Origin of the sequence: Paraplanobispora takensis, assembly GCF_016863195.1 — a bacterium.
Taxonomy (GTDB): domain Bacteria; phylum Actinomycetota; class Actinomycetes; order Streptosporangiales; family Streptosporangiaceae; genus Planobispora; species Planobispora takensis.
This window is the reverse complement of sequence record NZ_BOOK01000020.1, coordinates 43,330-61,376: the sequence shown is the minus strand read 5'-3', so window position 1 is coordinate 61,376 and position 18,047 is coordinate 43,330. Positions and strand designations below refer to the sequence as shown.

Genomic DNA, 18,047 nt, shown 5'->3' with positions numbered 1-18,047 from the left:
CCCGCGCGGGAAGAACACCCCGGCCGAAATCCATTGGACTCCCGCGCCCCGTCACCACAGGATCGAGGGGTATGCGGAACTTTCCAATCCTCCGGCTCCGGGTGACCACCCCGCGCCTCGAACTGCGCCTGCCCTCGCTCGACGACCTCGACGCCCTCGCGGATCTGGCCGCCGACGGAGTGCACGACCCGCAGGACATGCCGTTCACCTTCCCCTGGACCGACGCGGAGCCCGCCGAGCGGGCCCGGAGCACGGTCCGGTTCCACTTCCGCCAGTGGTCGGCCTGGACTCCGGAGAAGTGGAGCTGCCTCTTCGTCACGGTCTTCGAGGGGCAGGTGGCCGGGACCCAGGAGATCTCGGGCACCGACTTCGCGATCACCCGGGAGGCCGGCACCGGCTCCTGGCTGGGACGACGCTTCCACGGCCGCGGAATCGGCACCGAGATGCGCGCCGCCGTACTCCACCTGGCCTTCGACGGCCTGGGCGCCCGCACGGCGACCTCGGCGGCCTTCACCGACAACCACGCCTCCCTCGCGGTCTCCCGCAAGCTCGGCTACCGCGACGACGGCATCGACGTCCACAGCCGCCGGGGCGAGCGCGCCGAGACCCGGCGGCTGCGCCTGTCCCGGGAGGACTGGAGCACCCCGCCCGGCTTCGGGATCCACGACCTCGAACCCTGCCTGCCCCTGTTCGGCCTCGCAGGCACGGAGAAGGCGTGACCGCGCGGACGGCCTGATCGGCCCCCGCACGGCCACGCCGCCCGCTCAGGCGCCCTCCGTCACAGCAGGACGGTGTCCTGGGCGACCTGCTGCCCGACGTCCCAGTGCTCGGCGATCCGGCCGCGGTCGATCCGCCAGATGTCCACCGAGACCGAGGCGGGCAGGTCCGGCCCGAGCGTGACCAGGCCGTAGGTCCAGACGTGGTCCTCCTCGGCCACCAGCCTGCGGATCTCCAGCCGGAAGGCCGGGAAGCGGTCGGCGGCCTGCTCCCGGAAGCTCTTGACCGTGGCCTCCGGCCCCGTCCCGGCGCCCGGGTGGTGGTTGGCGAAGTCGTCGGTCAGCAGCGTCCGGGCGCGGTCGAAGTCCTTGTCGTTGTAGAAGGCCCGGCAGAACTCCTCCACCAGCGCCTTGTTCGAGGCGAGGTCGGCGCGGGCGACGGTGATGCGGCGGCCGGTGGAGCGGCCCGTCTCCAGTTCGTCGACCAGGGCGACGGCGTAGTCCTCGGCGCTGATGGCGCTCCCGCCGCCGGCGTCGGTGAGCAGCCGGTCACCGCCCAGGCGGTAGTCCCCCGTGCGCTCGCCCGGCAGGATCTCGGCCGGCGGCGAGACGTAGGTCCAGTCCAGGTCGCCGGCCTGCTCCCGGACGAAGTCCAGCAGCGCGGCCTGGGACAGGGCCTCGGCCCTGTAGAGATCGGGGAACCCGGGGGTGTCGACGAGCCGCACGCCCGGCGCCGCCTCCAGGCTGCCGGCTCCCCCGACGATCACCAGCCGCCGCACCCCCGCCTCGCGCATCCCCTCCAGCACGCCGCGCCCGGCCGCCAGCAGCCGGCCGGACGGCTCCGAACCGTCACGCGGCGGCGCGATCGCCAGAATCACGGCGTCGTGGCCGGCGGCGAGCGCGGCCACGGCCGGGGCGTCGGCCGCGTCCGCGACCCGCGTCCCACCGGCGCCGCTGCGGGTCGCCCCGGTGACCTCGTGCCCCCGTTCCCCGGCCTCGGCCGCGATCCGGCTGCCGATCATTCCGCTCGCCCCGATCAGCAGAATCCTCATGCCACACCTCCTGGGAAGTCGTTGCGGCCGAAGGTATCCATTGGATACTGGTTACTTCAACGTGCCCTTGGTACCCTCTGGAAACTATGATGGACGGAGACGCGTTCAACCCCGAGTGCCCCACCCGCCTGGTCCTCGACCGCATCGGCGACAAGTGGTCGGTGCTGGTCGTGCTGAGCCTGCGCAAGGGCCCCCGCCGCTTCACCGAACTCCGCGACACGATCGGCGGCGTCACCCCCAAGGTCCTCACCCAGACCCTGCGCGCCATGGCCGCCGACGGCCTGCTGACCCGCCACGTCTTCGCCGAGGTCCCCCCTCGCGTGGAATACGAGCTCACCCCCCTCGGCCAGTCCCTGCAGGCCCCCATCCGGGCCGTCACCGACTGGGCCGAGCAACACGTCAACGAGGTCATGGCCGCCCGCGAGTCCACCCTCAGCGGCTGACTCCCACCGGGAACTCCCCGGAGCCCCGGCCCGCGTCAGCCGTACAGGGTGGGCAGGTCCGCCAGGAGAACCCGGGAGTCCTTGCGCGCCTCCGCCTGAAGCTGCTCGTCGAACCCGGCACCGCTGTAGCAGGCCAGGACCGTGCGGGAGGTGTCGTATCCCTTCGCGGCGAGCAGATCACATGCGCGCCGCAGGCGTTGGAGATGCCTGACTCCCATGACCTTGTCCCACTTCGCCTCGCCGAGTGATCTGACCCCGCGCGCCTCGTTCGGATAGGCGGGGCCGAGGACGGCGACGTCCACCTGGATCTGCTTGCGGGTGGCCGGGTCCACGACCGTGCCCGCCGCGACCTCGCCCACGCCTCCCGGGAACACCTCGCGCGCGTGGCGCAGTGCGAACTCCCGGCACAGGGTCTCGAAGTGCGGGCCCATCACCTTGGACAGGAAGCGCTGCCGGGACCGGTCCCACACCTCCTGGGCATGGCCGATGCCGAGATCGGTCCACTCGGGACGCATGATCGCCTGATAGAAGGAGATCAGGGGTTCGGTGATCCGATACTGCGAGGCGGACTTGAAGGCGTCCTTCTCCTTGACCAGAAGCCCGCAGTCCTCCAGCACGTTGATCGGATGGGCGATGTCGGAGGACTTGTAGCCGATGTGACCTGCGATCCCGCCCCAGGTGCTGTTCCCCTCGGCGACCGCGGCCAGCACCGAGTGATAGAGCGCGGGGTCCCGGATGTCGCTCTCCTCGGCGAGGAGGTGACGCCCCTCACGGAAGATGGAGGTGCGGCGGTTGAGGACCGTACGGACCACCCAGCCGTCGAAATCCTCCAGCGAAGCCGGGAGGTCACCGGCAGTGAACTCGTCCCGATAGGCGGGTGTCCCGCCCACCACGGCGTGCACCAGCGCGGCCAGCCGCGGGTCGGAGATCCCCCAGAATCGCGCGGCCTCGCGGAACCCCAGCGGCTGGACCAGGAGTTCCAGCCGGGCCCGCCCGCGGAGCGGCGCCTGGCCGGACAGGATCTTTCCCATCACGGAGAGAGCGGACCCGCAGATCAGGACCCGTGCGAGGCTGCTTCCCCGGTGGGTCCGCCCGCGCAGGTCGATCTCCTGTTTGAGGATCGAGGGCAGAGCCGGTTCAGCCTTCATCAGGTACGGGAACTCATCGAGGATCAGCGGGAGCGGCCGGTCCTTCGGGAGCGAGAAGAAGAACTCCAGCGCGTCCCGCCAGTCCGCGAATGGATAGCCCACCGGGGAGCCCTGGTGCCGAGCCATGGCCATGCCGAACAACCGGAGCGACTCGATGCTCGTTCCCTCTGTCGCCTCGAAGTAGAAGCCGCCCGTCGCCTCGGCCAGCGCCTTGAGCAGGAACGTCTTGCCCTGCCTGCGCCGACCGCTGACCACCCCGAACGCCACCTCGGCCTGCGTCCCCTCGGCGAAGGAGGACAGCGCCTCCCACTCCCAGTCACGGTCGAAGATGTAATCGGGTTTTGCGACCACGGGTTACCTCGCAGATCACTGAAGTACAGTCCACTGGACTGTACTTCAGTGATCCGCGGGCGGTCTCAGGATTTAGGGGTGAAGTGGGACAGCACCTCGGGGTTGGCCATGGCGTCGAGGTTGGCGGCCATCGCAGGGGGCGTCCCGAGGAGGATCTTGCGGACCGGGACCTCCAGCTTCTTGCCGCTCAGGGTGCGCGGGATGCCGGGGACCTCGGTGATCTCGTTGGGGACGTGGCGGGGGGACAGCTCGTCGCGCAGGGTCGTACGCAGGCGCTCGACCAGGTCGTCGGTGAGCTCGGCGCCCTCGGCCATGGTGACGTAGAGCAGCAGGCGCCCCTCCTGGCCGAGCTGGCCGGTGTCGATCACCAGGCTGTCGGCGATCTCCTCGAAGCGCTCGACCACCCGGTAGAACTCGCTGGTGCCCATCCGCACGCCGCCGCGGTTCAGCGTCGAGTCGGAGCGGCCGTAGATCACGCAGCCGCCGTCGGGGAGGATCTTGATCCAGTCGCCGTGCCGCCAGATGCCGGAGTAGTCGGCGAAGTAGCTCTCCCGGTAGCGCGAGCCGTCGGGGTCGTTCCAGAACATGACCGGCATGGACGGCATCGGCTGGGTCAGCACCAGCTCGCCCACCTCGCCGATCACGGGCTCGCCCGAGGGGTCGAACGACTCCACCTTCGCGCCCAGGCAGCGGCACGGGATGACCCCGGCGTCCACCGGCAGCAGCGGGACCGCGCCGACGAAGCCGGTGCACACGTCGGTGCCGCCGGAGAACGAGCCGAGCTGCACCTCCGGCAGCGTGTCGTGCACCCAGGCGAAGCCCTCGGGCGGGAGCGGAGAGCCGGTCGAGCCCAGGCCGCGCAGCCGCTCCAGCCCCTCGGGCTTCACGCCCGCCTTCATCGAGGCGATGATGTACGGCGCGCCGGTGCCGAAGTAGGTGACGCCCTCCTCGGCGGCCAGCCGCCACAGGGCGTCGGTGCCGGGGTGGGTCGCCGAGCCGTCGTAGAGCACCACCGTCGCGCCGACCAGCAGGCCGCCGATGAGGTAGTTCCACATCATCCAGCCGGTCGTGGTGTACCAGAAGAAGACGTCCTCGGGACCGAGGTCCTGGTGGAAGGAGAGCGCCTTGAGGTGCTCCAGGACCACGCCGCCGTGGCCGTGCACGATCGGCTTGGGCAGGCCGGTGGTGCCGGAGGAGTAGACGATCCACAGCGGGTGGCCGAACGGCACCGGCTCGAAGGCCAGGGGCTCCTCGGCGGAGCGCAGCTCGTCCCAGCTCACGACCGGGTGAGCGGCGGCCCCGGCCACGGGACCGGCCGCCGACGCCCCGGCCGTGCCCGCCGTACCGACCTGTCCCTCCGAAACCGCCGTACCCGTCGACACGTCGGCGGTGCCCGCCGGAGCCGCGGCGCCCCCGGCGGGCATGCGCACCCGGGCGACGAGGGAGGGCAGCCGGGCGGCGATGTCGTCGGCCACCGCGGCGCGGTCGAAGCGCCTGCCGTTGTAGTCGTAGCCGTCCACCGCGATGAGCACCTTGGGCTCGATCTGGGTGAAGCGGTCGATCACGCTGGGCGCGCCGAAGTCCGGGGAGCAGGAGGACCAGATCGCGCCCAGGGACGCGGTGGCGAGGAAGGCGACGAGCGTCTCGGGCACGTTCGGCGCGTAGGCCGCGACCCGGTCGCCCCTGCCGACCCCCAGCCGGGCCAGTCCGGCGCGGACCCGGGCGACCTCACCGGCCAGCTCGCCGAGAGTGAGCGCGCGCCGGGCCCCGGACTCGTCGCGGAAGACCACCGCGGGCCCGTCGGGCTCCGACGCGGCGCGACGCAGCGCGTTCTCCGCGTAGTTCAGCGTCGATCCCGTGAACCATTCGGCACCCGGCATCGTCCCAGATATGACGGGCCCGTCACCACGCGCTCCGGCGACCTCGAAATAGTCCCAGACCGACGTCCAGAACTCGGCCGGAGCGTCCACCGACCACTGCCAGAGAGCCTGATAGTCGACCGGGCGGCCGAGCCACTCCATGTAGCGGGTGACCTTGGCGTCCCGCACGATCTCCGGCGTGGGTTCCCAGAGTCGCGTACCTTCCTCAACCATGCCCCCATCCTCGCGGTGGCCCGGCCGGATGTCATCCCCGGGTGGTCCCATACGGCGGCGCTACGGGTGTGGGCCCTCCACATAACCGGGCACGCGGCCGGGCGGGTCAGGAGCGGGCGCGCAGCCGCTCCACCGCGACCCTGGCCGAGGTGCCGATCACCGCGTCGGCGCGCGGCTGGTTCTGCGCCGTGCCGTACGAACGGGTGAAGACGGCGACCGCGTACCGTCCGCCGTCGGGATACTCCACCACGCCGGCCTCGTTGCGCACCGTGGGCAGCGTGCCGGTCTTGCCGCTGACCGCGACGTCGTCGTAGGGGAAGCCCGCGGCCAGCCGGTGCGGCCAGACCTGCAGGCCCATCAGCCTGCGGATCCAGGCGCAGGACTCCGGCGAGGCGGCCTCGTCGCGCCAGATCGCGGCCAGCAGCCGGGTCGTCTCGCGCGGCGTGCTGCGGTTGGTCCTGGCCGGGTCCAGGACCCGCAGCCGGGAGACCGCCGCCGGGTCGGTCGGCATCTCCTGCTGCCCGGTGTCCTGCACGATGCTGGCGAACAGCTCGGCGCAGTCGTGCTCCACCCGCGTCCCGGTGAGGCCGGAGGAGGCGAGCATGGTGTTGACCGCCTCCAGTCCGACCCGGCCGATCAGGGTGTCGGCGGCGGTGTTGTCGCTCACCGCGATCATCAGATAGGCCAGGTCGCGCAGGGACATCGTCACGTCGTCGGCCATCGCCGCCACTCCGGTGGGCCCGGGTGTGTGGCGGTCCGCCATGATGGTGACCCGCTCGGCCGGGTCCAGCAGGCCGCGGTCCGCCTGACGGAAGAACTCCACCAGCAGCGCCACCTTGAACACCGAGGCGGTGACCACGGACTCGTCCGCGCCGTAGGCGACCTCGGCCCCGGTGTCCACGTCCACGGCGTGCAGGAACCCGGTCACGCCCGCCGCGCGGAACAGACCGTCGAACTCCCCGTCGCCCGCGGTGTCCCCGGCGGACCGGCCCGCGAGGCGTTCCGGGCGCGTCATGCCAGGAACCCCGAGGCCGGCCTGGCCCGCACCTGGCGCACCGGTGCCGCGCCGTCGTCCGTCATCCCGGCATTCTCCCGCAGGACCCGTACGGCCACCGCCCCGAACGTCCGGGCGGCCGGTCCCGCCTCGCCCCGCCAGGCGGTCGAGATCCGCCAGGCCAGCGGGTCGCCCAGCAGCGGCCGCCAGCACAGGCCCGGCAGCTCCACCCGGGGCCCGAAGGCGACGGCCGTACCGGCCATGACCAGGCCGAGGGTCTGCGCCTCGTGCACCTCCTGCGGGACGAACCCGTGGCGGCGGCACTCGGCGAGCGTCTCCTCCTGCAGCCCCGGCTCTCCGGGGAACAGGACGAGCCGCCGCCCGGCCAGGTCGGCCAGGTGCACCGAGGCCGTCCCGGCGAGCGGGTCGGAGCCGGCCAGCACCACGCCCGGGCGCTGCACGAGCATCGGCCCGAAGCTCAGCCCGGGGGCCGCGATCGGGTGGCGGATCACCCCCACGTCCAGGGCGCCGTCGGTGATCCCGGTGACCTGGTCGGCGCTCCACATCTCGGCGGGCTCCAGCCGTACTCCGCGTTCGGCCTCGCGGAAGCCGGCGATCAGCGCCGCGATCACCGCCGAACCCAGGTCGGGCGGGACCCCGACCCGCAGGACTGTCCCCTCCCCCCGCTCGGCCAGGGTGCGGAGCCGGTCGACCCGGGCGACGATCTCCGCGGCCTCGGCCAGCAGCGCCCGGCCCGCCTCGGTGAGACGCACCTGGCGGCTGGAGCGGTCGAACAGCCGCACGCCCAGCTCCTCCTCCAGGCGCCGGATGCGCTGGCTGAGGGGCGGCTGCGCCATGCCGAGCCGGATCGCCGCGTTGCCGAAGTGCAGTTCCTCGGCCACGACGATGAAGTAGCGCAGGTGCTTCACCAGGTCCATGAACAGGAAGGATATCAATTTCCATATCATCTCGACATCCATATCAATATTGGACATCAGCCGCGCTCCTCTGGTCTCCTCGGCTCGCGACGAGGGCTCGCACCGAGAGCTCGCGACGACGAGGGGGACCGAGGATGAGGCTGAGGAACCTGGTGGCGGCGGCGGTGCTGGTCCCGGCCACCGCGATCGGCGGGGCGGTGTGGGCGCTGCGCACCCAGGGCTCGCCGGAGGAGACGGCCCGGCTGTTCCTGGCCGCGTGGGACCGGCAGGACTACGCCGCGATGCGCGCGCTCACCGTCGATCCGCCGGAGGGGTTCGACGGCTGGTACGAACGCTTCCGGACCGACCTGAAGCTGTCGGGGGCCGGCTTCGAGGTCGTCGGGACCGCCGGCCCGGAGGCAGACGGCGCCTCCGAGGAGGGGGACGGTACGGCGGTGCGCTTCCGGGCCCGGCTGGAAGGGCCCGTGGACTGGACCTACGACGGCTCGCTGAGCCTGGTCGAGCACGAGCGGACCTGGCGGGTGCGGTGGTCCCCGGCCGCCGTCCATCCCCGCCTCCGCGAGGGGATGCGCATCAAGGCCGTGACCGTCGAGGCCGAGCGGGCGCCCGTCCTCGCCGCCGACGGCACCCGGATCGACACGCCCTCCACTCCCGGCTCGGTGCAGCAGCTGGTGGAGGAGCTGACGAAGACCTACCGCGACCGCCTCACCGGCACCTCCTCGGCCCGGATCGACCTGGTGAGGGGGAACGCGAAGGTGGCCACCCTCGCCACCGCCGACGCCCGGCCGGGCCGGGAGCTGAGGACGACCGTCGACCTGGAGGTCCACCGGGCCGCGGCGGACGCCCTGGCCGGGGTGGACAGGCCCGCCTCGCTGGTCGCGCTCCGCCCCTCGACCGGCGAGATCCTGGCGGCTGCCAACAAGCCGGGCGGGTTCAACCGGGCCCTGCTGGGCCACTACCCGCCGGGGTCGACGTTCAAGGTGATCACCGCCTCGGCGCTGGTCGCCGACGGCATGACCGCCGGGGAGCGGGTGGCCTGCCCGGCCGAGCAGAACATCGGCGGCTTCCCGTTCCACAACGCCGGGTTCAAGGACTACGGCACGCCCTCGCTGCGCGAGGCGTTCGCGCACTCGTGCAACACCACGTTCGGGCGGCTGAGCGTCGACCGGCTCGGCGGGCGGCGGATGGCCGAGGTCGCGCGGGACTTCGGGTTCGAGGCGCCGGTCCGGCCGGGCGTGCCCGCCGTACGGGCGCTCTTCCCCGCGCCCGGGGACGACACCGACCTCGCCTCGGCCTCGATCGGCCAGGGCCGGGTGCTGACCAGCCCGCTGAACATGGCCACCGTGGCGGCGGCCATCGCCGACGGCTCCTGGCGGCCGCCCCGGCTGGTGGAGGCCGGGCTGCTCCCCGCGGCCGAGCCGAGGAGGCTGGAGCCGGAGGTGGTAGGCGCCCTGCGCACGCTGATGCCCGCCGTGGTGGTGGAGGGCACCGCGAGCGGCGTCTCCTTCCCCTCCGGTACGGCGGGCAAGACCGGGACCGCCGAGTACGGCTCGGGCGAGGAGCCGCCCTCGCACGCCTGGTTCATCGGCTACCGGGGGGACCTGGCCTTCTCGGTGATCGTCGAGGGCGGCGGCGCGGGCTCCGAGACCGCCGCCCCGATCGCGGCCCGGTTCCTGGCGGAGCTCGGCGACCGGTGAGCGGGAAGGCGGTGAGCGGGAAGGCGGTGAGCGGGGAAGCGGTGAGCGGGGAGGCGGGGAGCCGTCCGCCGGGCAGGAAGGGGACCCGGCGCGGCCGACGGGCGGGGAGCCGGCCGGTTATCCGGCGCGGCCGACGGGCGGGGTGAGCCGGGCCACGGCCGCGACGACCTCCGCCGGGTTGTACAGGTCGCCCAGCACCACGTCGGCGCCCGCCTCGTGGAGTTCGGCCGGGAGGGACCGCCCGGTGGCCACCGCGACCACCGACGCCCCGGCGATCTTGGCCGCCTGCACGTCCCGGACCGAGTCGCCGATCAGCACGGTGTTGCCCCCGTCGAAGGCCATGCCGTACTTCGCCTTGGCCCTGCCCTGCGCCACCTGCAGCAGCGTGGCCTTGGGGTAGACCTCCTCGCCGTAGCCGCCGACCTCGAAGTCCACGTGCTTGTGGAGCCCGAACGCGGTCAGCTTGAGCACGGCGTTGCTCTTGATCGTGCCGGTGAGCACCGACTGGACGGTGCCGGTGAGCCGGGAGACCGCCCGCAGCGCGTCACCGGCCCCGGGCATCGCCCTGCCCTCCCCGGCCAGCCGCCCGCGGCGCGCCGCGAAGGCGTCGGCCAGCGCGTCCAGGAACTTCGGCAGGTGCTCGTCCTCGGCGATGATCCCGTTGATCGCCAGCGTCTCGAAGACGATCTCCGAGTCCGGACGGCCGTTGTGCTGGGTCAGCTTGACCAGGGGCCGCCCGGTGACCCGCCGGAAGGCGTCGGCGTAGGCGTCGCGCGTGACGATGGAGACGTCGACCAGGGTGAGGTCGACGTTCCAGAGAACGAGGCGGGTGATCGTGACCTCCGAAAGACACTCGGCGGGATGCCAGAGTACGGCCACCGGCCGCACTCTGGCCGCCACTGATACGGAAATCGTCCGGTTATGCGTAGTCGATGGCGTTCGCGAGGGTGTCCACGACCGGCACGCCGAACGCCTCCAGGTCCCCGCGGCCGGTCATCCCGCCGGTGTAGAGGACCGCGCGGGCCCCGACGTGCTGCGCGGCGTGCGCGTCGTCCACGCTGTCGCCGATCACGAGGACGTCGCCGGGGTCGACGTCCAGCGCCTTCAGGTGGGCCACCATGCACTCGGCCTTGTGCCCGCCCGGCTCGGTGTGCAGCAGCCCGTCGACCCGGGTGAAGTGCCGGTCGATGCCGTACTCGGCGACCTTGGCGACCAGCCGCTCGTGCCACCACATGGACAGCAGCGACTGGGTGCCGCCCTCCCGCTCCCAGCTCCGCAGGGTGGACAGCGCGTCGGCCGCGAGGCCGCACTCCAGCATCAGCCGGTGGTAGTGGTCGTGGAAGCCCTGGTCGAGCCGGGCCCACTCGCCGTCCTCCAGCGGACGGCCGAGCATGCGCTCGTAGGTCGTCCAGATCGGCCGGGTGTAGACCGCGCGGAAGCCCTCGACGTCGTAGGAGCCGAGCCCGTAGGGCTCGAAGACCGCGTTGGTCGCCCCGACGACGGCGTCGATGTCGTGGAAGAGCGTGCCGTTCCAGTCCCAAACAATGTGTCTCATATTGCGTGAATTCTACCGAGAACGCGCAGGTGAGGCACATGAATAACCGTCAGTCGACGAGGTCGGACATCTCCTGGGTGGCGTACCACATGAGCTCGTGGGCCTCGGCGCCGTCCACGGTGAACCGGGCGTCGTCGTCGCCCTTGTCGGCGGCCGGCAGCGCGGCGACGGCGGCCTCGATGTCGTCGACCGCCGAGGGGTCGTCGACGTGCACCGCGGCGATCTCCTCCATCGGGATGGACCGCGCGAGCCGTACCCGCGCGCGCTCCCGCAGGTCGGTGCCCGTGCTCACGTCGTCGTCCGCCACCTCGGCGGCGATCACCACCCGGCGGGCGGGCACGTCGACGCCGTCGACGCGGTCGGCGGCCAGCATCCGCAGCGACCCCCTGGCCGCCTCCGTCAGGGCGACGTACTCCAGTTCCTCGGTGTCCCCCGAGGCGTACCACTCGGTCAGCGCGGGGGTCACCGCGTAACCGATCAGCGGGGCCGGGCCGAGCTCCTTGGCCGTGACCACGCGGGCCAGCAAGGGGAGCGTGCACGGCAGATAGACGCGCATCAGTGCCTCGATCTGTGTTCTGCGGCGGCGCCCGACCGGCGCCGATCGTCCAACGAGTGTGCCAGGCCCGGCGCCCCCGCCGCGAGACGCGGCGCCGCGGCGGCGCGCCGGAACCGGGGCGGTCAGCGCAGCGGGACGCTGAGCAGGGTCTCCATCTCTGCGATGGTCGCCGCGGCGTCCCGGTGGTGCACGCCGACGATGCCCAGCTCACGGGCTGCCACGATGTTGGCCTCGATGTCGTCGATGAACACGCACTCGGGACCGGACAGCCCGACCCGCTCCAGGGCGTACTCGAAGATCCGGGGCTCCGGCTTGCGCATGCCGATCTCGCCGGAGATGACGATCTCGTCGAAGATCCCGTCCCAGCTGTCGCGGGGGTAGTCGTTGGCCCAGGAGTTGGACAGCAGGCAGGTCTTCAGCCCCGCCTCCCGGACGGCCGCCAGCATGTCGTACATCGGCTGGACCGGCTGGAAGCCGGCGAACATCCTGGTCAGCAGCCCTTCGGCGGCCGGCTGCACGCCGTCGGTGGTCAGCAGCCTGGCCGCCAGGTCACGCTCGAACTCCAGGGCGGAGATCTCGCCCCGCTCCAGGGCGTGGATCGGGTTCTCCGCGCCGGACTCGCCCTCGTAGGCGTGCATCACCAGCTCGCGCATCACGTCGCGGTAGTGCGCGGCGTCGATCCGCTCGGTGACGATCCAGGCCTCGATCGCCTCGTGCAGGCCGGTGGTCAGCACCCCGCCCCAGTCGACCAGCACACCCTTGATCATTCCGCCTCCTCGTCTAGAACCGGTTACAGCGTAGGCGTAGCCGCCGGGAGACCGGAAAAGGGGTGCTGCCAGACTGACCGGTATGGACTTCGCGCTCAGCCCGAAGGCGGAGGAATACCTCGCCGATCTGACCGACTTCATGACCACCCACGTCTATCCGGCGGAGCCGGTCTACCACCAGTGGCGGGCCGCCCGCGGCCACGACGACCACACCCTGCCCCCGGTGGTGGAGGAGCTCAAGGCCGAGGCCCGCTCCCGCGGCCTGTGGAACCTGTTCCTGCCCGCCGAGTCGGGCCTGTCCGTCCTCGACTACGCGAGCCTGGCCGAGGTCACCGGCCGCTCCCCCGACCTCGCCCCCGAGGCGCTGAACTGCGCCGCCCCGGACACCGGGAACATGGAGGTCCTGCACATGTTCGGCACGCCCGGACAGCGGGAGCGCTGGCTGCGCCCCCTGCTCGACGGCGAGATCCGCTCGGCGTTCGCGATGACCGAGCCCGCGGTGGCCTCCAGCGACGCCACCAACATCACCACCTCGATCAGGCTCGACGGCTCCGAATACGTGATCAACGGCCGCAAGTGGTTCATCACCGGCGCGGCCGACCCGCGCTGCTCGATCATGATCGTGATGGGCAAGACCGATCCGGACGGCCCCTCCCACCGCCGGCAGTCGATGGTGCTGGTCCCGACGGACACGCCCGGCGTCGAGATCGTCCGCCACCTGCCGCTCTTCGGCTACCAGGAGCAGCACGGCCACTCCGAGATCGTCTTCACCGACGTCCGCGTGCCCGCCGGGAACCTGATCGGCGCGGAGGGGGACGGCTTCAGGATCGCCCAGGCCCGCCTGGGGCCCGGCCGCATCCACCACTGCATGCGGGCCATCGGCATGGCCGAGCGCGCGATGGAGCTGATGTGCGCCCGCGCGGCCGGCCGCGTGGCCTTCGGCCAGACCCTCGCCCAGCAGGGCGTCGTCCAGCAGCAGATCGCCGAGTCCCGCCTGGCGATCGAGCAGGCCCGGCTGCTCACCCTGAAGGCGGCCTGGATGATCGACACCGTGGGCGCGCAGGCCGCCGCCTCCGAGATCTCCGCCATCAAGGTCGTCGCCCCCCGGATGGCCTGCCAGGTCATCGACCGGGCCATCCAGGTCCACGGCGGGATGGGGGTCAGCGACGACGTCCCGCTCGCCCTGATGTACGCCCAGGCCCGCGCGATGCGCATCTTCGACGGACCCGACGAGGTCCATCTGCGCACCGTCGCCCGCCGCGAGCTCAAGCCGTACCTGTCGTAGGCGGCCCGCCCATCAGGTGGCGGGGAGGTCCTCCTCCCGGTACTCCGTGCCCCGCAGCTGCGGGTCCGCGGCCCGGGCACGGAGTTCGACCCTGCGGATCTTGCCCGAGATGGTCTTGGGCAGCTCGGCGAACTCCAGGCGGCGCACCCGCTTGTAGGGCGCCAGGTGCTCGCGGGCGTGGCGGAGGATGTCGGCGGCGGTCTTCTCGTCGGGGGTCCAGCCCGGGGCGAGGATGACGTACGCCTTGGGTACGGCCAGCCGTACCGGATCCGGGGCGGGCACGACCGCCGCCTCGGCCACCGCGTCGTGTTCGAGCAGGACGCTCTCCAGCTCGAACGGCGAGATCCGGTAGTCGGAGGCCTTGAAGACGTCGTCGGCCCGGCCCACGTAGGTCAGGTAGCCGTCCTCGTCCCGCGCGGCGATGTCGCCGGTGTGGTAGTAGCCGTCGTCCGCCGCGCGGCCGGGATCGCCGCGGTAACCGGCCATCAGGCCCAGCGGCCGGTGGGCCAGGTCGAGGCAGATCTCCCCCTCCGGAGCGGGCTCGCCGGTGACCGGGTCGATCAGCTCGACCACGTATCCGGGGGCGGGACGGCCCATGGAGCCCGGCTTGACCGGCTGGCCGGGGGTGTTGGCCACCTGGACGGTCGTCTCCGTCTGCCCGAAGCCGTCCCGGACGGTCACGCCCCAGGCGTCGCGCACCTGCTGGATGACCTCGGGGTTGAGCGGCTCGCCCGCGCCGACCACCTTGACCGGCGGGGTCGTCAGCCGGCCGAGGTCGGCCTGGATCAGCATCCGCCACACGGTCGGCGGGGCGCAGAAGGCGGTCACGCCGCACCGCGCCATCTCGTCGAGGAGGCGCTCGGCGTCGAAGCGGGTGTAGTTGTGGACGAACACCGTGGCCTCGGCGTTCCACGGGGCGAAGACGTTGCTCCAGGCGTGCTTGGCCCAGCCCGGCGAGGAGATGTTCAGGTGCACGTCACCGGGTTCGAGCCCGATCCAGTACATCGTGGACAGGTGCCCGACCGGGTAGGAGACGTGGGTGTGCTCGACCAGCTTGGGTCGCGCCGTGGTGCCCGAGGTGAAGTACAGCAGCAGCGGGTCGTCGGCCTTCGTCGGCGCGTCGGGCCGGTAGTCGGGGTCCGCGCCGTAGGCGTCGGCGTAGGAGTGCCAGCCCGGAACCGGCTCCCCCACGGCGATCCGCGTGTAGTCGCCGGGGAGGTCGCCGAACTTGCCGGTCTGCGCCCCGGCGGCCACCACGTGGCGGACGGCGCCCCGGTCGAGCCGGTCGCGCAGGTCCGCCGGGGTGAGCAGCGTGGTCGCCGGGATCACCACGGCGCCGAGCTTGGCCGCGGCCAGCGTGGTCTCCCACAGCTCGAGCTGGTTGCCCAGCATCAGGACGACGCGGTCGCCGCGCCCGACCCCCAGCGTCCGCAGCCAGTTCGCCACCCGGTTGGAGCGGTCTGACAGCTCGGCGAACGACCGGCGTTCCTCCGTGCCGTCCTCCTCGACGATCCACAGCGCCGGCCGGGCGTTGTCGCGCGCGATCACGTCGAACCAGTCCAGCGCCCAGTTGAACTCCTCCAGCCGGGGCCAGGAGAACTCCCGGTAGGCGGTCGCGTAGTCCTCCCGGCAGGTCAGCAGGAAGTCCCGGGCGGCGCGGAACTCACGGTAGGCGGACCCCTCCCCCATCGCACTCTCCTTCTGTGTCCCTGTGCTTCCGTGCTCCTGTGCTTATGCGCACGCACGTGTGCTTATGTGCACGCACGCCCCGTGGCCGCCGGCCGCGGGGTCCCCTCAGTCGCCGGGGCGGCGGCACGGGACGGCGAAACGCCGATCACGGCCCTGCGCCGTCCCCACCACCTCACCGTCACCCCGGCGCGTCGTCAAGGTACGGCGCGCGGGCCGGATCACCCGGCCGCCGGGCAGAGGACGGCATGCGGCCCGGATCACCCGGCCATCGGACTAGGAGGGACCGAGGCCCTCGACCCGGGTGCCGTCGGGCACCCTGAGGGTGTAGCGGGCCCCGCAGCCCGGGTCCGGGGGACGGCCGAACCGGGCGCAGGAGAGCTCGGCCTGCAGCGTCACGCCGTCCCACCCCTCGAACAGGTCGGGCCGGTCGTGGGACCAGGCGAGCGTCCGTTCGATGGTCAGGCGCCCCACCTCACCCCGGACCACCCGGACCTCCACCTCCTCGGAGGCCAGCACCACGACCACCGGTGAGGTGAGCCGGTAGACCCGGACGAAGCTCTCGGACCCCGTGGAGGACAGCAGAGAGGTGCCGTAGGAGGATCCGGGCCGTCTCATCTCGGTCCACGCCGTCACGGGCAGGACCAGGACGGCCAGCGCCGTGAGCGCCCCGCCGACGGCGATCCAGGCGGTCCTGACGTTGCGTCGCATCGGCGTTCCTCTCCCTTCAGACCTTCAGGAAGCGCAGGACGGCCAGGACCCGGCGGTGGTCCCCGTCCGCGCCGGACAGGCCGAGTTTGGTGAAGATGTTGTTGATGTGCTTGCCGACCGCGCCCTCCGAGATCGTCAGCGCCTCGGAGATGCCGCCGTTGGAGCGGCCCTCCGCGATCAGGGCCAGCACCTCGTACTCCCGGGGGGTCAGCAGGTCGAGCGGGTCGCTGTGCCGGCGGATCAGGAGCTGGGCGACCACCTCCGGGTCCAGGGCCGTGCCGCCTTCGGAGACCCGGCGCAGGGCGCCCAGGAACTCGGTGACGTCGGCCACCCGGTCCTTGAGCAGATAGCCGATGCCGCTGGTCTCGGTGGACAGCAGCCGGGTGGCGTAACGCTCCTCGACGTACTGGGAGAGCACGACGATGGGCAGACCCGGATGGGAGCGCCGCAGCACCAGCGCCGCGCGCAGGCCCTCGTCGGTGTGCGAGGGCGGCATCCGCACGTCGGTGACGACCAGGTCCGGCAGGTGCTCGTCCACGGCGCGCAGCAGCCCCTCGGCGTCGGCCACCGCGGCGACGACCTCCATCCCCGCGGACCCGAGCATCCAGACCAGCCCCTCCCTGAGCAGGACGGAGTCCTCCGCGAGCACGACACGCATGGCAGGCCTTCCTTCTCCCGGACCGCGCTCGGACCCTGGACGCGTCGCGGCCTCTCCACCGGAGTCCCGGACGACAGGTGCATATGTCACGATCTCTCCCCGGCCATCCGATGTGGTTCCCGCGCGTACGGCAGTTCCGCCCTGATCACCGTCGGGCCGCCCGGCGGGCTGTCGATGTGCAGCCTCCCGTCCACGGAGCCGACCCGCTGGGTCAGGCCGCGCAGTCCCGTGCCCCCGGCGGCGTCCGCGCCACCGCGGCCGTCGTCGCGGACGGCCACCCGGAGCAGGCCGTCGTGACCGTCGACCGCGACCTCGGCGCCGGAGGCGCGGGCGTGCTTGGCGATGTTGGTCAGCGCCTCGGAGACGACGAAGAACGCCACGGCCTCCACCGTGGCGGACACACGCACCGGCAGGTCCACGCGCAGCCGTACCGGGAAGGGGGCCTGGGCGGCCAGGCCCGACAGCGCCGCGTCCAGCCCCTGGTCGTTGAGCACGGCCGGGTGCAGCCCGCGCACGAAGTCGCGCAGCTCCCGCAGGGCGTGCTTGGCCTCCTCGTGGGCCTGCGCGATCGCCTCCCTGGCGGGCTCGGGGACGTCGGTGAGGGTGGCGCGGGCCATGCCGAGCTTCATCGCCAGCGACACCAGCCGCTGCTGGGTGCCGTCGTGCAGGTCCCGCTCGATGCGGCGGCGCTCGGCGTCGGCGGCGTCGATGACCTCGGCGCGGCTCTCCGTGAGGGTCTCCACCCGCTGGACCAGCTCCTCGCTGCGGCTGGGACCGAGCAGCGCCCCGGCGGCCATCACGTCCAGGGCGGACATCCCGCGCGCCGCCCACGGTCCGGCCGTGAGCAGGACCGCCGCGAGGAGGGCGAGGGCGATGACGGCCCAGCCGTCGGCCCACTCCCGGATCCGCACGGCGGCGGTGCCCGCCACCAGCCCGCCCGTCCAGATCCCGGCCACCACGACGAACCCGGCCCCGCTGATCAGCGGGGCGAGCAGATGGTAGGCGAACTGACGCCAGGTGCTCCGTGCCCGCACCGCGCCCAGCAGCCACTTCAGCGGCCGGCGGCCGACGGGCGGGCGCGGCGACGGGGGGATCTCCACCTCCAGGAAGGCGGCGAACCGGGCCCGCTGCACCCGTGTGAGCGCCGGCACCACGGTGAACAGCAGGGGGATGCCCACCACCGGCGCCACCACGGTCCAGACGAACACCACCGAGAGCGCGGTCAGGACCACGATCGCCAGCGCGCCCAGCAGCGCGATCGGCAGGCCGGTGACCACGTGGAAGGTGCGCAGCCAGGTCTGCGCCGACCAGTGGGCCCGGATCCGGTCCCATGGGGTGGTCAGCTCCGAGGGGGTCATAGGACCACCGTAGAGAATCGCGATCACCCGGGAACATGG

At 72.4% G+C, this 18,047-nt stretch carries 17 protein-coding genes; 4 read left to right on the top strand and 13 right to left on the bottom strand.

Annotated elements, in window-relative coordinates; all coding sequences use genetic code 11:
- The first annotated feature begins 71 nt into the window (after positions 1-71).
- Positions 72-719, top strand: a complete 648-nt coding sequence (locus tag Pta02_RS14695; RefSeq protein ID WP_203875361.1) for a GNAT family N-acetyltransferase — start codon at positions 72-74, stop codon at positions 717-719.
- Between the two features lie 59 nt (positions 720-778).
- Here the strand turns inward: Pta02_RS14695 and Pta02_RS14690 are convergent, their stop codons facing one another.
- The gene (locus Pta02_RS14690) at positions 779-1,768 is read right to left on the bottom strand and encodes an NAD(P)H-binding protein (protein ID WP_203875360.1); all 990 of its coding nucleotides are present in this window, start codon (positions 1,766-1,768) and stop codon (positions 779-781) included.
- Positions 1,769-1,854: 86 nt separating this feature from the next.
- On the opposite strand from Pta02_RS14690, the gene Pta02_RS14685 reads away from it, so the two are divergent.
- On the top strand, positions 1,855-2,211 hold the full coding sequence (locus Pta02_RS14685) for a winged helix-turn-helix transcriptional regulator (protein WP_203875359.1): 357 nt from the start codon (positions 1,855-1,857) through the stop codon (positions 2,209-2,211).
- 35 nt (positions 2,212-2,246) lie between these two features.
- On the opposite strand, the gene Pta02_RS14680 is transcribed toward Pta02_RS14685, so the two are convergent.
- The 4 genes from Pta02_RS14680 to Pta02_RS14665 form a co-directional block, all read right to left on the bottom strand.
- The gene (locus Pta02_RS14680; protein WP_239130559.1) at positions 2,247-3,710 is read right to left on the bottom strand and encodes an AAA family ATPase; all 1,464 of its coding nucleotides are present in this window, start codon (positions 3,708-3,710) and stop codon (positions 2,247-2,249) included.
- A gap of 65 nt (positions 3,711-3,775) precedes the next feature.
- The gene (locus Pta02_RS14675; protein WP_203875358.1) at positions 3,776-5,803 is read right to left on the bottom strand and encodes an acetoacetate--CoA ligase; all 2,028 of its coding nucleotides are present in this window, start codon (positions 5,801-5,803) and stop codon (positions 3,776-3,778) included.
- A gap of 106 nt (positions 5,804-5,909) precedes the next feature.
- Positions 5,910-6,818 carry a serine hydrolase gene (locus Pta02_RS14670; protein ID WP_203875357.1) on the bottom strand — a complete coding sequence of 303 codons (909 nt, stop codon included), beginning with the start codon at positions 6,816-6,818 and terminating at the stop codon, positions 5,910-5,912.
- Positions 6,815-7,735, bottom strand: coding sequence for a LysR family transcriptional regulator (locus tag Pta02_RS14665; protein ID WP_203875356.1), 921 nt, complete (start codon positions 7,733-7,735; stop codon positions 6,815-6,817). Before Pta02_RS14665 ends, Pta02_RS14670 begins: the two co-directional genes overlap by 4 nt.
- 134 nt (positions 7,736-7,869) lie before the next feature.
- Here Pta02_RS14665 and Pta02_RS14660 point away from each other — a divergent pair, with 134 nt between their 5' ends.
- Entirely contained in the window at positions 7,870-9,432 is a 1,563-nt protein-coding gene (locus tag Pta02_RS14660) for a penicillin-binding transpeptidase domain-containing protein (protein WP_203875355.1), read from the top strand.
- A gap of 117 nt (positions 9,433-9,549) precedes the next feature.
- Here Pta02_RS14660 and Pta02_RS14655 read toward each other — a convergent pair whose 3' ends face one another.
- The 4 genes from Pta02_RS14655 to Pta02_RS14640 form a co-directional block, all read right to left on the bottom strand.
- The gene (locus tag Pta02_RS14655) at positions 9,550-10,311 is read right to left on the bottom strand and encodes an HAD family hydrolase (RefSeq protein WP_239130557.1); all 762 of its coding nucleotides are present in this window, start codon (positions 10,309-10,311) and stop codon (positions 9,550-9,552) included.
- 40 nt (positions 10,312-10,351) lie between these two features.
- Positions 10,352-10,987 carry an HAD family hydrolase gene (locus Pta02_RS14650; protein ID WP_203875354.1) on the bottom strand — a complete coding sequence of 212 codons (636 nt, stop codon included), beginning with the start codon at positions 10,985-10,987 and terminating at the stop codon, positions 10,352-10,354.
- Between the two features lie 49 nt (positions 10,988-11,036).
- A complete protein-coding gene (locus Pta02_RS14645; protein ID WP_203875353.1) occupies positions 11,037-11,543 on the bottom strand; it encodes a DUF6912 family protein in 507 nt (168 codons plus the stop codon).
- Positions 11,544-11,665: 122 nt separating this feature from the next.
- The gene (locus Pta02_RS14640) at positions 11,666-12,310 is read right to left on the bottom strand and encodes an HAD family hydrolase (RefSeq protein ID WP_203875352.1); all 645 of its coding nucleotides are present in this window, start codon (positions 12,308-12,310) and stop codon (positions 11,666-11,668) included.
- A gap of 82 nt (positions 12,311-12,392) precedes the next feature.
- Here Pta02_RS14640 and Pta02_RS14635 point away from each other — a divergent pair, with 82 nt between their 5' ends.
- The gene (locus tag Pta02_RS14635; protein WP_203875351.1) at positions 12,393-13,595 is read left to right on the top strand and encodes an acyl-CoA dehydrogenase family protein; all 1,203 of its coding nucleotides are present in this window, start codon (positions 12,393-12,395) and stop codon (positions 13,593-13,595) included.
- A gap of 12 nt (positions 13,596-13,607) precedes the next feature.
- Here Pta02_RS14635 and Pta02_RS14630 read toward each other — a convergent pair whose 3' ends face one another.
- From Pta02_RS14630 to Pta02_RS14615, 4 genes are all read right to left on the bottom strand, one after another.
- A complete protein-coding gene (locus Pta02_RS14630; RefSeq protein ID WP_203875350.1) occupies positions 13,608-15,284 on the bottom strand; it encodes an AMP-binding protein in 1,677 nt (558 codons plus the stop codon).
- A 273-nt stretch (positions 15,285-15,557) separates the two neighbouring features.
- On the bottom strand, positions 15,558-15,992 hold the full coding sequence (locus tag Pta02_RS14625) for a hypothetical protein (RefSeq protein ID WP_203875349.1): 435 nt from the start codon (positions 15,990-15,992) through the stop codon (positions 15,558-15,560).
- 16 nt (positions 15,993-16,008) lie between these two features.
- The gene (locus Pta02_RS14620; protein ID WP_203875348.1) at positions 16,009-16,650 is read right to left on the bottom strand and encodes a response regulator transcription factor; all 642 of its coding nucleotides are present in this window, start codon (positions 16,648-16,650) and stop codon (positions 16,009-16,011) included.
- 86 nt (positions 16,651-16,736) lie between these two features.
- Positions 16,737-18,008, bottom strand: a complete 1,272-nt coding sequence (locus Pta02_RS14615) for a sensor histidine kinase (RefSeq protein ID WP_203875347.1) — start codon at positions 18,006-18,008, stop codon at positions 16,737-16,739.
- Positions 18,009-18,047: the final 39 nt, after the last annotated feature.

Excerpts from the sequence above, each read along its gene's own strand:
- Pta02_RS14650 (WP_203875354.1), bottom strand. The coding sequence starts at position 10,987 with ATGAGACACATTGTTTGGGACTGGAACGGCACGCTCTTCCACGACATC.
- Pta02_RS14640 (WP_203875352.1), bottom strand. The coding sequence starts at position 12,310 with ATGATCAAGGGTGTGCTGGTCGACTGGGGCGGGGTGCTGACCACCGGC.
- Pta02_RS14665 (WP_203875356.1), bottom strand. The coding sequence starts at position 7,735 with ATGGACCTGGTGAAGCACCTGCGCTACTTCATCGTCGTGGCCGAGGAA.
- Pta02_RS14635 (WP_203875351.1), top strand. The coding sequence starts at position 12,393 with ATGGACTTCGCGCTCAGCCCGAAGGCGGAGGAATACCTCGCCGATCTG.
- Pta02_RS14630 (WP_203875350.1), bottom strand. The coding sequence starts at position 15,284 with ATGGGGGAGGGGTCCGCCTACCGTGAGTTCCGCGCCGCCCGGGACTTC.
- Pta02_RS14660 (WP_203875355.1), top strand. The coding sequence starts at position 7,870 with ATGAGGCTGAGGAACCTGGTGGCGGCGGCGGTGCTGGTCCCGGCCACC.
- Pta02_RS14620 (WP_203875348.1), bottom strand. The coding sequence starts at position 16,650 with ATGCGTGTCGTGCTCGCGGAGGACTCCGTCCTGCTCAGGGAGGGGCTG.
- Pta02_RS14685 (WP_203875359.1), top strand. The coding sequence starts at position 1,855 with ATGATGGACGGAGACGCGTTCAACCCCGAGTGCCCCACCCGCCTGGTC.
- Pta02_RS14675 (WP_203875358.1), bottom strand. The coding sequence starts at position 5,803 with ATGGTTGAGGAAGGTACGCGACTCTGGGAACCCACGCCGGAGATCGTG.
- Pta02_RS14625 (WP_203875349.1), bottom strand. The coding sequence starts at position 15,992 with ATGCGACGCAACGTCAGGACCGCCTGGATCGCCGTCGGCGGGGCGCTC.
- Pta02_RS14695 (WP_203875361.1), top strand. The coding sequence starts at position 72 with ATGCGGAACTTTCCAATCCTCCGGCTCCGGGTGACCACCCCGCGCCTC.
- Pta02_RS14645 (WP_203875353.1), bottom strand. The coding sequence starts at position 11,543 with ATGCGCGTCTATCTGCCGTGCACGCTCCCCTTGCTGGCCCGCGTGGTC.
- Pta02_RS14690 (WP_203875360.1), bottom strand. The coding sequence starts at position 1,768 with ATGAGGATTCTGCTGATCGGGGCGAGCGGAATGATCGGCAGCCGGATC.
- Pta02_RS14615 (WP_203875347.1), bottom strand. The coding sequence starts at position 18,008 with ATGACCCCCTCGGAGCTGACCACCCCATGGGACCGGATCCGGGCCCAC.
- Pta02_RS14670 (WP_203875357.1), bottom strand. The coding sequence starts at position 6,818 with ATGACGCGCCCGGAACGCCTCGCGGGCCGGTCCGCCGGGGACACCGCG.